This window comes from Pseudomonas solani (assembly GCF_026072635.1).
Classification (GTDB): domain Bacteria; phylum Pseudomonadota; class Gammaproteobacteria; order Pseudomonadales; family Pseudomonadaceae; genus Metapseudomonas; species Metapseudomonas solani.
Window position 1 is genome coordinate 243,150 of the sequence record NZ_AP023081.1, and the last position, 12,913, is coordinate 256,062.

12 protein-coding genes and 1 pseudogene are annotated in these 12,913 nt (G+C 70.5%); 2 read left to right on the plus strand and 11 right to left on the minus strand.

Features of this window, described 5'->3' with window-relative positions:
* Position 1 precedes the first annotated feature (1 nt).
* Positions 2 to 415, minus strand: coding sequence for a MarR family winged helix-turn-helix transcriptional regulator (locus tag PSm6_RS01160; protein ID WP_021222712.1), 414 nt, complete (start codon positions 413 to 415; stop codon positions 2 to 4).
* Between the two features lie 162 nt (positions 416 to 577).
* On the opposite strand from PSm6_RS01160, the gene PSm6_RS01165 reads away from it, so the two are divergent.
* The gene (locus PSm6_RS01165) at positions 578 to 2,398 is read left to right on the plus strand and encodes an acyl-CoA dehydrogenase C-terminal domain-containing protein (RefSeq protein ID WP_265169301.1); all 1,821 of its coding nucleotides are present in this window, start codon (positions 578 to 580) and stop codon (positions 2,396 to 2,398) included.
* Positions 2,399 to 2,581: 183 nt separating this feature from the next.
* On the plus strand, positions 2,582 to 4,126 hold the full coding sequence (gene sph / locus PSm6_RS01170; RefSeq protein ID WP_265169302.1) for a sphingomyelin phosphodiesterase: 1,545 nt from the start codon (positions 2,582 to 2,584) through the stop codon (positions 4,124 to 4,126).
* Between the two features lie 34 nt (positions 4,127 to 4,160).
* Here sph and PSm6_RS01175 read toward each other — a convergent pair whose 3' ends face one another.
* From PSm6_RS01175 to cobO, 10 genes and pseudogenes are all read right to left on the minus strand, one after another.
* Positions 4,161 to 4,892 carry an adenosylcobinamide-GDP ribazoletransferase gene (locus PSm6_RS01175; protein WP_265169303.1) on the minus strand — a complete coding sequence of 244 codons (732 nt, stop codon included), beginning with the start codon at positions 4,890 to 4,892 and terminating at the stop codon, positions 4,161 to 4,163.
* Positions 4,889 to 5,436: pseudogene (gene cobC, locus PSm6_RS01180) on the minus strand (alpha-ribazole phosphatase family protein). Before cobC ends, PSm6_RS01175 begins: the two are co-directional and overlap by 4 nt.
* Entirely contained in the window at positions 5,433 to 6,491 is a 1,059-nt protein-coding gene (cobT, locus tag PSm6_RS01185) for a nicotinate-nucleotide--dimethylbenzimidazole phosphoribosyltransferase (protein WP_265169304.1), read from the minus strand. Before cobT ends, cobC begins: the two are co-directional and overlap by 4 nt.
* A complete protein-coding gene (gene cobU / locus PSm6_RS01190) occupies positions 6,488 to 7,009 on the minus strand; it encodes a bifunctional adenosylcobinamide kinase/adenosylcobinamide-phosphate guanylyltransferase (protein ID WP_021222706.1) in 522 nt (173 codons plus the stop codon). The genes cobT and cobU overlap by 4 nt, the downstream gene beginning before the upstream one ends.
* Positions 7,002 to 8,468 carry a cobyric acid synthase gene (locus PSm6_RS01195; RefSeq protein WP_021222705.1) on the minus strand — a complete coding sequence of 489 codons (1,467 nt, stop codon included), beginning with the start codon at positions 8,466 to 8,468 and terminating at the stop codon, positions 7,002 to 7,004. The genes cobU and PSm6_RS01195 overlap by 8 nt, the downstream gene beginning before the upstream one ends.
* Positions 8,465 to 9,457: a threonine-phosphate decarboxylase CobD gene (gene cobD / locus PSm6_RS01200; RefSeq protein ID WP_021222704.1), complete on the minus strand. Its 993-nt coding sequence runs from the start codon at positions 9,455 to 9,457 to the stop codon at positions 8,465 to 8,467. The genes PSm6_RS01195 and cobD overlap by 4 nt, the downstream gene beginning before the upstream one ends.
* Positions 9,450 to 10,358, minus strand: coding sequence for an adenosylcobinamide-phosphate synthase CbiB (cbiB, locus tag PSm6_RS01205; protein WP_021222703.1), 909 nt, complete (start codon positions 10,356 to 10,358; stop codon positions 9,450 to 9,452). Before cbiB ends, cobD begins: the two co-directional genes overlap by 8 nt.
* The gene (gene bluB / locus PSm6_RS01210) at positions 10,355 to 11,005 is read right to left on the minus strand and encodes a 5,6-dimethylbenzimidazole synthase (protein ID WP_265169305.1); all 651 of its coding nucleotides are present in this window, start codon (positions 11,003 to 11,005) and stop codon (positions 10,355 to 10,357) included. Before bluB ends, cbiB begins: the two co-directional genes overlap by 4 nt.
* The gene (locus tag PSm6_RS01215; RefSeq protein ID WP_265170487.1) at positions 11,002 to 12,300 is read right to left on the minus strand and encodes a cobyrinic acid a,c-diamide synthase CobB; all 1,299 of its coding nucleotides are present in this window, start codon (positions 12,298 to 12,300) and stop codon (positions 11,002 to 11,004) included. The genes bluB and PSm6_RS01215 overlap by 4 nt, the downstream gene beginning before the upstream one ends.
* The gene (gene cobO, locus PSm6_RS01220; protein WP_021222700.1) at positions 12,297 to 12,908 is read right to left on the minus strand and encodes a cob(I)yrinic acid a,c-diamide adenosyltransferase; all 612 of its coding nucleotides are present in this window, start codon (positions 12,906 to 12,908) and stop codon (positions 12,297 to 12,299) included. The genes PSm6_RS01215 and cobO overlap by 4 nt, the downstream gene beginning before the upstream one ends.
* Positions 12,909 to 12,913: the final 5 nt, after the last annotated feature.

Consider the following 12,913-nt stretch of genomic DNA (forward strand, 5'->3'; position numbering starts at 1 on the left):
ATCAGTCCAGGGTTTCCAGTTCGCCCAGCAGCGACATCAGCGCATCGCGCCGCTCGTCACCCATGCGCTCGACCATCCGCTCCTGCACGCTTTCCCAGGCCTGCAGCGCCTGTTCGACACAGGCCTTGCCGCTCGCGGTCAGGGCCACCAGGCGGTTGCGCTGGTCCACGCCCTCGCCCATCCGCACCAGGCCCCGGCCCTCCAGCACCCGCAGGTTGCGGCCCAAGGTGCTGCGGTCCAGCCCCAGGGCCTCGGCCAGGTCGGTGATGCTCGGCTGGTCGAGGCGCTGCAGGTTCTTCAGTAGCGAGTACTGGGCGACGTTGATCCCGACATGCTCCAGGGCGTCGTCGTAGATGCGGGTCAGGTTGCGGCTGGCGCGGCGCAGCCGCGTGCACAGGCATTGGGTCGTCATCATGGATGCGTGTATATACCCGCATCCAATCATCGTCAATGGAAATCAGCCTGGTGGCCGGCATTGTCCGAACTGCCAGAGGCCTCCGTTACCGCTGCCAAGGCCGCGCCGGCACGGGCGCCGTATAAATCGGCACGTCTGCCACCTGCGTTCCGAGGTTCACCGATGCCCAGCTACAAGGCGCCCCTGCGCGACACCCGTTTCCTGCTCAACGAGGTCTTCGACTTCCCCGCCCACTACCGCGCCCTGGCCAATGGCGGCGAAGCCACGCCGGACATGGTCGACGCCATCCTCGGCGAGTGCGCGAAGCTCTGCGAAGAGGTCATCGCCCCGCTCTACCACAGCGGCGACGAGGAAGGCTGCCACCTGGAGAACGGCGACGTGCGCACGCCCAAGGGCTACAAGGAAGCCTACGACGCCTATGTGGCCGGCGGATGGCAGGGGCTCTCGCACCCGGTCGAGTACGGCGGCCAGGGCCTGCCCATGAGCCTCGGCGCCCTCAAGCAGGAGATGCTCGGCACCGCCAACTGGCCCTTCTCCATGTACCCGGGCCTGTCCCTCGGTGCCATGAACACCCTGATGCAGCACGGCACCGAGGAGCAGAAACGCACCTACCTGACGCCCCTCACCGAAGGCCGCTGGGCCGGCACCATGTGCCTCACCGAGCCCCAGTGCGGCACCGACCTGGGCCAGGTGAAGACCCGTGCCGACGCCAACGCCGACGGCAGCTACGCCCTCACCGGCACCAAGATCTTCATCTCCTCCGGCGACCACGACCTCACCGAGAACATCATCCACATCGTCCTCGCCCGCCTGCCCGACGCGCCCAAGGGCACCCGTGGCATCTCCCTGTTCATCGTGCCCAAGTTCCTCCCCGGCGCCGACGGCGGCCTCGGCCCGCGCAACGGCGTCAGCTGCGGCGCGCTGGAGAAGAAGATGGGGATCAAGGCCTCCAGCACCTGCGTGATGAACTTCGACAGCGCCACCGGCTACCTCATCGGCCCGCCGAACAAGGGCCTGGAATGCATGTTCACCTTCATGAACAGCGCACGCATCGGCACCGCCATCCAGGGCGTGGCCACCGCCGAACTGGCCTACCAGGGCGCCCTGGCCTATGCCCGCGAGCGCCGCTCCATGCGCGCCCTCTCCGGCACCAAGGAGCCGGGCGAGGTGGCCGACGTGCTGATGCACCATGGCGACGTGCGCCGCATGTTGCTGACCCAGAAGGCCGTGGCCGAGGGCGGCCGCGCGCTGGTCTACCTGGCCACCCAGTACGCCGACCGCATGATCGAAGGCATCCTGCAGAACGACACCGCCAAGTACGAGCACTGGGACGACAAGCTCGGCTTCCTCACCCCCATCCTCAAGGGCTGCCTCACCGAGCTGGGCCTGGAAAGCGCCAACCTCGGCATGCAGGTGTTCGGCGGCCATGGCTACATCCGCGAGCACGGTATGGAGCAGATCGTCCGCGACGCGCGCATCGCCACCCTCTACGAGGGCACCACCGGCATCCAGGCCCTCGACCTGCTCGGCCGCAAGGTGCTGCTGATGACCCAGGGCAAGGCCGTGCGCGACTTCAGCGGCCAGGTGGCGCGCTTCGCCCTCGACCTGCTGAAGACCGAGCCGGCCATGCGCGGCCGCGCCCTGACCCTGCTGAAGATCGCCGGCCAGTGGAACGTCCTGACCCTGCGCATCGCCCTGCGCGCCCGCAAGGACCGCGACCTGGTGGGCACCGCCAGCCACGACTTCCTCATGTACTCCGGCTACGCCGCCCTCGCCTACGCCTGGGCCCTGCAGGAAGCCGCCGCGCGCCGCCTGCTCCGTGATGGCGGCACCGAGTCGGAGGACTTCTACCGCGCCAAGCTGGCCACCAGCGCCTTCTACTTCGACCGCCTGCTGCCCCGCGCCAAGGGCCACGCCGCCGCCATGACCAAGCCCACTGCCTCGGTCATGGGCCTGCCGGGGGAGCACTTCGTCTTCGACTGAGCCCCATCCCGGGCCTCCCTGGGAGGCCCGGGACTGGCACGGCCAGGGCTAAAGCAGGCCCATGGAAATGTCGCCGTCATACACCTGATGTTTCCTACAGCCGAACCCATGGATGAGGGCGCAGCCGCTCTGCCCACCGGTGGTAGCGTCGCGCCGCCCTGAGCCCCCAACACGGACACGCCGATGACCACCACCCGAATCGCCTGGGCGATGCTCGCCCTGCTCGCCACCCCGGCCCTTGCCACACCCGAACCCCGGTCCGATGCCTACAACCTGCTGACCCACAACGCCTTCTTCCTCACGCCCCTGCCATTCAAGTTCAGCTGGAACAACCAGGAGCGCGCGCGCCTGATGACCCGCGCCGCGTACCTGGAGGATCGCGACCTGGTGATCTTCAACGAACTGTTCGACAACGCCGCCTCCGACATCCTGCTGAACGGCCTGAAGGACCGTTACCCGCACCAGACCCCGGTATTGGGCCGCTCCACCAGCGGCTGGGACGAGAGCACCGGCAACCCCGCCGCCAAGCTCGAGGACGGCGGCGTCGCCATCGTCAGCCGCTGGCCCATCGTGCGCCGGGTCCAGTACCTCTACCGCGACGCCTGTGGCGCCGACGGGCTGGCCAACAAGGGCTTCGTCTACGTCAAGGTGCTGCGCGGCGAGCGCCCCTTCCACGTCATCGCCACCCACACCCAGGCCGCCGACGCCGCCTGCCCCGATGGCGGGCAAGTGGTGCGGGAAAGCCAGTTCCGGGAAATGCGCGCCTTCATCGACCGGCAGAACATCCCAGCGAACGAAGTGCTCTTCGTCGGTGGCGACCTCAACGTCGTACGCGGCAGCACCGAGTACCCGCGCGTGCTGGCCCAGCTGGACCTGCGCGCGCCCGACAGCTACGCCGGCGCCCCCGCCACCTGGGACACCCGGCGCAACGGCGTGACCGGCTACCAGTCCCCCTACAAGGACAACGGCCCCGGCAAGGCGCCGACCAACCCACCGGAATACCTCGACTACATCCTGGTTTCCAACCGCCACGGCCAGGTGTCCTACTGGCACAACCAGGCGCTGGACATGCCCTCCCCGCGCTGGAGCGCCAGCGACGGCGTCAACACCTGGCACTACCAGGACTACTCCGACCACTACCCGGTCGCCGCCTTCACCTACGCCGACCCGCAGCGCACGCCGCAGCAGGCCTTCAAGCCCACCGACAACCGCTACGCCCGCGTGGTGCTGCGCAGTGTCGACAACGGCAACGCCCTGCGCACCGGGGAGAAGGCCACCAACTGGGTCACCGTCACCGGCAACGGCCGCGACGACGCCAGCACCTTCAGCCTCAACGACTGGGACCACTTCGCCAGCTTCTGCGTGCGCAATGGCGACTATGTGACCCTGGAATCCCGCGCCTACCCGGGCTACTTCCTCACCTGGTACGAACACGGCGCCGGCAAGTACGGCTACTACCCGGCGGCCGGGAAGCCCTCGCGGCACCTGCGCGTGCAGATCGACAACGACCAGGGGCAATGCCTGAAGGACGGCGACCAGGTGGCGTTCATCGACTACAGCGGCCAGCGCCCGCTGCCCGGCCGCGACTACTACCTGAAGATCTGGCCCGACGGCGCCTGGAAGGACCACCTGTTCCTCTGGGGCGAGGCCTACGACGCCAGCCGCTTCCGCGTGGAAGTGGCGCCGACTGCGGTCTACGAGAACTGGTACGACAGGCTGCGTTTCTGAGCCCTGACAGCGCCGGGGCCTTGCGCCCCGGCGTTCACCCCAGCAGCGCCAACGCCACCAGCACGGCCACCTCGGCCAGCTCCACCAGCGCCCCGGCCGTGTCGCCGGTGGTGCCGCCCAGCCGCCGCAGCAAGCCGCGCCGCCACCAGGCGAATACGGCCAGGGCGGCCGCCAGGGACACCAGCGCCACCCAGCCGAACACCAACCCGAGCAACACATGGGCGCCCAGCACCCAGGGCAGCTCCCGGCGTGGCAGGTGCTCCGCCAGAGCCTGCCCCAGCCCACCTGCACGAACGTAAGGCGTGGTCATGAACAGCAGCGGCAGCAGCCCCCGCGCCAGCCAGGGCGCCAGCAACAGCGCGGCGATGGGGCCCTGCTCCAGCAGGGCGACCAGGGCAGAAAACTTCAGCAGCAGCACCAGCACCAATACGACCACGGCGATGGGGCCGCTGCGCGGGTCCTTCATGATGGTCAGGGTGCGCTCGCGGTCGCCGTAGCCGCCCACCCAGGCGTCCGCCGTATCGGCTAGGCCATCCAGGTGCAGGCCACCGCTCAGCGCCACCCAGGCGGCGAGCAGCAGCACAGCCTTGAGCAGCACCGAGGTATCGCCCAGCAGCCACTCCAGCGCCAGCAGCGCCAGGCCGAGCAGCAACCCCACCAGCGGGTAGAACAGCAGCGAGCGCCCCACCTGTACCGGCTCGGGCATGCCCGGCAGGCGCACCGGCAGGCGGGTGAGGAATTGCAGGGCGATCAGCAGCGGGATCATGGCAAAACGATCCGGTGCAGCGTGGCGTGGGGCACCTCCACCTGCATCAACTGGGCTCGGGGCAGGCCCGCGCACGGGCCAGCAGCAGGCGGATCACCCCGCCGTGGCTGACCACCAGCAGGCGCTGGCCGGCGAAGCCTTCCTGCAGCCGAGCAGCCGCGGCGTGGACGCGGGCCTCGAAGTCCAGCAGCGTTTCGCCCCCGGGCGGGGTGAAGCTGTAGGGGTCGTTCCAGAACAGGCCCAGCCCGGCTTCGTCGGTGGCCATCAACTGGGCGGCAGTGCGGCCCTCCCAGGCGCCGAAATGCAGTTCGCGCAGGTCGGCATCGAAGCGCAGCGGCAGGTCCAGGCGCCCGGCCAGCTCCTCGGCGAAGCGCGCGCAGCGTTGCAGTGGCGAGGCGACGATGGCGTCCCAGGGGCCGGCCCCCTCCACCGCGCCGCGCATCTGCGCCCAGCCGGTTTCGGTCAGGGCGTCGTCCAGGCTGCCACGGAAGCCGGCACCCAGCTCGGTCTCGCCATGGCGCAGCAGGTCGATGACCAGGCTCATGCCGGACGGTCCGAAACCGCGGCTTCGGCGAAGGTGGCCATGCCGTTGTGCAGGTCGCAGGCCAGGCGCAGCAGCGGCAAGGCGATGGCGGCACCGCTGCCCTCGCCCAGGCGCAGGCCGAGGTCGAGCAGGGTTTGCGCCTGCAGCTCCGCCAGCACGGCCTGGTGGCCCGGCTCGGCGGAACGGTGGGAGAACAGCAGCCAGTCGCGGCAGGCCGGGTTCATGCGCACCGCGCACAGGGCGGCCACGCTGCAGATGAAGCCATCCACCAGCACCGGGATGCCGCGCTGGGCGCAGCCGAGGTAGGCGCCGGCCAGGGCGGCGACCTCGAAGCCGCCGAGGCGGCGCAGGCTTTCCAGCGGGCCATGGCAATGGGGGCTGTGCAGGGCCAGGGCGCGCTCGATCACCTCGGCCTTGTGCTGCACGCCCTTGTCGTCCAGCCCGGTGCCGGGGCCGACCAGTTGCGCCGCCGGGGTGCCCAGCAGCGCGCAGGCCAGGGCGCTGGCGGCGGTGGTGTTGCCGATGCCCATCTCGCCGCCGAGGTAGATGTCCGCGCCCGACTCCACCGCGCGCACGGCGCTGGCGCGGCCGGCCTCCAGGGCGGCCAGGCACTGGGCATCGCTCATGGCCGGCTCGCGGGCGAAGTTGGCAGTGCCGGCGCCCAGGCCCAGGTGCAGCACGCCGGGCAGTTTTTCCAGGGGCACGGCGGTGCCCAGGTCGACCAGTTCCAGTGTGGCGCCGAGGCTGTGGGCCAGCACGCTGATGGCCGCACCGCCGCGCACGAAGTTGCGCAGCATCTCGCCGGTCACCGCCTGCGGGTAGGCGGAAACGCCCTCCGCCACCACGCCGTGGTCGCCGGCGAACACGGCGAACCAGGGGCGCGCCACCTCGGGGCGATCGCTGCCCTGCATGGCGGCCAGGGTGATGGCCAGGCCTTCCAGCTGGCCCAGGGCACCGCGGGGCTTGGTCAGTTGGTCCTGGCGGGCCTGGGCCCGGGTGCGGGCGACATGGTCCTGGGGCTGGCATTCGGCCAACCACCACGCGAAGGTGTTCATAGGGGCTCTCCCTTCAACAGCATGGGCAGGCCGGCGACGGTGAAGGTCACGCGGGTGCAGCGCTCGGCCAGGGCCTGGTGCAGCCAACCGGCTTCATCGACATAGCGGCGGGTCAGTTCGCCCAGGGGCACCACCCCGAGGCCGGTTTCATTACTCACCAGCAGCACCCGCCCCGGCAGCTCGCCGATGCAGGCCAGCAGGGCGTCACGCTCGGCGACGAGGCGCGCCTCGTCCTCCAGCATCAGCAGGTTGGTCAGCCACAGGGTCAGGCAATCCACCAGCAGGCAGGTGCCGGGGGCGGCATGCTCGCGCAGCACCCGGGCCAGTTCGACGGCCTCTTCCACCAGGCCCCAGTGGTCGGGGCGGCGGGCGCGGTGGCTGGCCACGCGCTGGCTCATTTCGCCGTCCAGGGGCTGGCTGGTGGCGATGTAGGTGACGGCCAGGCCGGATTCAGTGGCGAGGCGTTCGGCCAGGCGGCTCTTGCCCGAGCGGGCGCCGCCGAGGATGAGTTCAGCCATGGACGGGCTCCAGGCCGCAGAGGCGGCGCAGCAGGTCGGTATCCAGGTGGCGCTCGACCTGGTCGGCCAGGCGCTCAATGTCACGCTCGCGCAGCGCCGGGTAGTCCACCGCCTGCACCTCGGCGAGGCCGGCCCAGCGCAGCAGCGCATCACGGGCCTCGGCGCCTTCGAACAGACCGTGCAGGTAGGTGCCAAGCACCTGGCCGTCGGCGCTCATGGCACCGTCGGCGCGGCCATCGTCCAGCCGCACCGCCGGTTGCTCCAGGGCAGCACCGCGACTGACCCCGGCGTGGATCTCGTAGCCGCTCACCGGTGCGTTCTCCAGGCCCAGGTAGCCGCGCACGTTACGCAGCTGCTTCTCCGGCTCCAGCACCGTGTCGAAGGCCAGCAGGCCGAGGCCGGCGCTGCTGCCGGCGGGCCCCTCCAGGCCGTGGGGGTCGTCGATGCGCTCACCGAGCATCTGCAGGCCGCCGCAGATGCCCAGCAGCTTGCCGCCGTAGCGCAGGTGGCGGGCGATGGCCAGATCCCAGCCCTGCTGGCGGAGGAAGGCCAGGTCGGCGCGCACGCTCTTGGAGCCGGGTAGCACGATCAGCTCCGCCGCCGGCATCGCCTGGCCGGGGCCGACCAGGGTCAGCTGCACCTGCGGGTGCAGGCGCAACGGGTCGAAATCGGTGTGGTTGCTGATGCGTGGCAGCACCGGCACCACCACCTTCAGCGCCTCGCGGGGCTTGGCGTCCTGGCGCCGGTCGATAGCGTCCTCCGCCTCCAGGTGGAAGTCGGTGAGGTACGGCAGCACGCCGAGCACCGGCTTGCCGGTGCGTTGTTCCAGCCAGTCGAGGCCCGGCTGCAGCAAGGCGATGTCGCCGCGGAAACGGTTGATCACGAAGCCTTTCACCCGCGCCTGCTCGCTTTCCGAGAGCAACGCCAGGGTGCCCACCAGGTGGGCGAAGACGCCGCCCCGGTCGATGTCGGCGATGAGGATCACCGGGCAGTCCACCGCCTCGGCGAAGCCCATGTTGGCGATGTCGTTGGCGCGCAGGTTGATCTCCGCCGGCGAGCCCGCCCCTTCCACCATCACCACCTGGTAACCGGCTTCGAGGCGCTGGTGGGAGGCCAGCACCGCCTGCATCGCCACCTTCTTGTAGTCGTGGTAAGCGACCGCGTTCATCGAGGTGACGGCGCGGCCGTGGATGATCACCTGGGCGCCGGTGTCGGTATTGGGCTTGAGCAGCACCGGGTTCATGTCGGTGTGCGGCGCCAGCCCACAGGCCTGGGCCTGCACCGCCTGGGCGCGGCCGATCTCGCCGCCGTCGGCGGTCACCGCGCTGTTCAGCGCCATGTTCTGCGGCTTGAACGGCACCACCGCCACGCCCTGGCGCTTGAGCCAGCGGCACAGCGCGGTCACCAGGGTGCTCTTGCCGGCGTCGGAGGTGGTGCCCTGCACCATCAGCGTGGTCATGCGAGCTCCCGGGCGAAGCCGCTCAGGGCCTGGTCCAGGCGCCGCCAGCCGGCTTCGTCCGGTGGCAGGCCGAAGCGCAGGCTCGACGGCGTGAGGAACAGGCGAGTGAGGATGCCGTGGGCGGCGAGGTATTCGTGCATCACCCCGGCGTGGGGCATGGCCACCCACTGGAACAGGGCGCAGCCACCGGTGGGCTGCAGGCCGTTGTCGGTGAGCAGGCGCGCCAGGCGCTGGCCGTCCACCAGCAGGCGCTCACGCTGCCGGGCCTGGCCGTCAACATCCTCCAGCAGGGTCTTGGCGATGAAACGGGCAGGGCCGCTCACGGCCCAGGGGCCGAGCAACTCCTCCATTTCATCGAGTAGCTCCTGGGCGGCGCAGACGAACCCCAGGCGCAGCCCGGCGAGGCCGAAGAACTTGCCGAAGGAGCGCAGCACGATGAGCCCCGGCAGGTGGCTGATGCGCGCCAGGCTCTGGTCCGGGGTGCAGTCCATGAAGGCTTCGTCCACCACCAGCCAGCCGCCGCGCTCGGCCAGGCGCGCATGCCAGTCCAGCAGCAGCTCCGGCGAGTAGCGCTGGCCGGTGGGATTGTTGGGGTTGACCACCACCAGCACGTCCAGGCGGTCGATGGCGCGACGGGCACCGGCTTCGCTGATCTCTTCCAGGCGATGGCCGACCCGGCGCCAGGCGGCGGCATGCTCGGCGTAACAGGGCGAGAGGATGCCCACCTGGGAGGTACGGCGAATGCGCGGCAGCGCCTGGATGGCGGCCTGGGAGCCGGCCACCGGCAACAGGGTCGGGGCCTTGTAATAGCGGCGGGCGGCCTCTTCCAGGCCGTCGTCCTGCTCGGGCAGGCGGGCCCAGGCGGCGCCGGGCACCTCCGGCAGGGTCCAGCCGTAGGGCGCCAGGCCGGTGGAGAGGTCGAGCCAGTCGGCCTCGGGGATGCGATAACGCTGCGCGGCGGCGCGCAGCCTGCCTCCATGCTCAAGCAAAGAGCCACCCTCCGATGATCAGCACGCCCACCCAGAGCATCACGCCCTGGCGCACCAGGTCCATGCCACGGTCGATGTCTTCGGCCCGCGCGGGCTCGCCCAGCCCCAGGTGCGGGCGCTCGTGCAGCTCGCCGTGGTAGACGGCCGGGCCACCCAGTTGCACGCCCAGCGCACCGGCGCCGGCGGCCATCACCGGCCCCGCGTTGGGGCTGTCCCAGAGCGGTGCCTGCTTGCGCCAGCAGTGCAGCGCCACGGCCGTCTTGCCGAGCAGCGCGTAGGTCAGTGCCACCAGGCGCGCGGGAATGTAGTTGAGAACGTCATCGATGCGCGCGGCGGCCCAGCCGAAGCGTTCGAAGCGCGCGTTGCGGTAGCCCCACATGGCATCGAGTGTGTTGCTCAGGCGGTACAGCACCACGCCCGGCGCACCGGCCACGGCGAACCAGAACAGCGCGGCGAACACCGCATCGCTGCCGTTCTCCAGCACCGACTCGGTGGCGGCACGGGCCACGGCGCCTTCGTCCAGTTCGCGGGTTTCGCGGCTGACCATGTAGCCGACGCGCTGGCGTGCCTGCTCCAGGTCACCGGCCTCGAGGGCGCGGGCCACCGGCTCGGCGTGTTCATTGAGGCTGCGCAGGCCGATGGCGGCGTAGAGGGCGATGACGCCCACCAGGGTGCCGATCCAGGGCAGCTCGGCCAGCCACCAGGCGGCCAGGGTCAGCGGCAGCACGGCGATCACCCAGGCGCTGACGCCATGGCTGCGCCAGCCACGGCCACCGGGGTTGAAGCGTTGCTCGAGGCGCTTGGCCCAGTTGCCGAAGGCCACCAGCGGGTGCCAGCGCCGTGGCTCGCCAAAGACGGCATCCAGCACCACGGCGGCCAATGTCAGCATGCCCAGGCTCATTCCTTGTTTCCCCACTGGTTCTCGAACAGTAATTCGGACAACGGGCGCGGCTGCGCCCAGCCCTCCAGCGCCAGCATCGGCGCCGGGTAGAAGACCTCCACCGGGCCCAGGCAGAGCACCGCCAGGGGCTTGCTGCCGGGCGGCATGCCGAGCAGCTCGGCCAGGGCCTGCGGGTCGAACAGCGAGACCCAGCCCAGGCCCAGCCCTTCGGCGCGGGCGGCGAGCCAGAGATTCTGAATCGCGCAGGCCAGGGACGCCATATCCATTTCGGGCAGGGTGCGTCGGCCGAAGACATGGGCCTCGCGCCCGTCCATCAGCGCGGCCACCAGCAGCTCGGCGCAGTCGCGGATGCCTTCGACCTTGAGCCGCATGAATTCGTCGGAGCGCTCGCCCAGGGCCTCGGCGGTGCGCACCCGCTCCGCCTCCACCAGGCCGTGGATGTCCTCACGCAGCGCCGGCTCGGTGACGCGGATGAAGCGCCAGGGCTGCATCAGGCCGACGCTGGGCGCCTGGTGCGCCGCCTCCAGCAGCCGTGCGAGCAGCTCGGGCGCCACCTCGCCGCCGCTGAAGTGGCGCATGTCGCGACGCTCGGCGATGGCGCGGTAAACGGCGGCGCGTTCCTCGGGGCTGAAGGCGTTGTCGGTCATGGGCGCAGGAGCTCCGCCGCCGCAGCGGGATTGGAAGGCAGGTAGAAATGGATATAGGACGCGGTGAGGCGGCCGATGCGGAACACCGCCTCGGCCACCGGCTTGTCGTTCGGGCAGGTGCCGCGCGCCAGGGGCTGCAGCGACGAGTCGAGGCGCGAATGGTGGTAGGTGTGGCCACGCAAGGCACCGCCGGGCAGCTCGACTTCCTGCAAGGCCAGGGCCACCAGGCGCTTCTGCATCACCGCGCTGCCGGGCAGCAGGCCCACCAGTTCGGCACGCTCGCCTTCGGCGTCGGTCAGTGCATCCAGCAGGTAGAGCATGCCGCCGCACTCGGCGAGCGTCGGCTTGCCGGCCTCATGGTGGGCACGGATCGCATCGGCCATGGCATGGTTTTCCGCCAGCGGCGCCAGGTGCAGCTCGGGGTAGCCGCCGGGCAGGTAAAGGCTGTCCACCTCGGGCAGGGCGGCGTCGGTCAGCGGCGAGAAGAACTGCAGCTCGGCACCCAGGGCGCGCAGCAGGTCGAGGTTGGCCTGGTAGGTGAAGGCGAAGGAGGTGTCGCGGGCGACGCCGATGCGCACGCCTTCGAGCAGCGGTTGCAGCTCATGGGCCGGCGGCGCCTCGAAGGCTACGGCCGGCGGCAGCTCCACCGAGGCGCTGGCGGCCAGGGCATCGGCAGCGGCGTCCAGGCGCGCATCCAGGTCAGCCAGTTCCTCGGCCTGTACCAGCCCCAGGTGGCGGCTGGGCAACTCGACCTCGGCGCTGCGCGGCAGGGAGCCGTACCAGCGGATCCAGTCCGGCAGGCTGTCGCGGATCAGGTCGCTGTGGCGCTGGCTGCCGACGCGGTTGCCGAGCACGCCGGAGAACGGCAGGCCCGGTTGGTAGGTGGCCAGGCCCACGGCCAGGGCGCCGAAGGTCTGGGCCATGGCGGCGCCATTGATCACCGCCATCACCGGCACGCCAAAGCAGCGCGCCAGGTCGGCAGCCGAGGGCGAGCCGTCGAACAGGCCCATCACCCCTTCGATAAGGATCAGGTCCGCTTCGGCAGCGGCCTCCCAGAGCAGGCGGCGGCTTTCCGCCTCGCCGATCATCCACAGGTCCAGCTGGTAGACCGGCGCGCCGGAGGCACGGGCGAGGATCATCGGGTCGAGGAAGTCCGGCCCGCACTTGAACACCCGCACGCGCTTGCCCTGGCGGGTGTGCAGGCGCGCCAGGGCGGCGGTGACGGTGGTCTTGCCCTGGCCGGACGCCGGGGCGGCGATCAGCAGGGCCGGGCAATGGCGCGTGGAGGTGCTCAGAATTCCACCCCTTTCTGCGCCTTCACCCCGGACTTGAAGGCATGCTTGACCAGGCTCATCTCGGTGACGGTGTCGGCGGCGTCGATCAGGCCCTGGGGCGCGCCACGGCCGGTGGCGACCACGTGCTGCAGCTCGGGGCGCGATTCGATGTCGCGGAGCACGGTCTCCAGGTCGAGGTAGCCGTGCTTGAGGGCGATGTTCAGCTCATCCAGCACCACCAGGCCCACCTGCGGGTCGTTGAGCAGCTGCGCCGCGACGGCCCAGGCCTGCTGCGCCTTGTCGATGTCGCGCTGGCGGTCCTGGGTGTCCCAGGTGTAGCCCTCGCCCATCACGTGGTAGGCGACCTCGTCCGGGAAGCGGCGGAAGAAGGCTTCCTCGCCGGTGGACATGCCGCCCTTGATGAACTGCACCACGCCCACCTTCACCCCATGCCCGAGGGCGCGGGCGACCATGCCGAAGGCCGAGCTGCTCTTGCCCTTGCCATTGCCGGTGTGCACCAGCAACAGGCCGTACTCGTCCTGGGCCTGGGCGATCTTCTCGTCGATCAGGGCTTTCTTGCGCTGCATGCGCGCCTTGTGGCGGGCATCGCGTTCGATGGATTCGGTCATGGGGG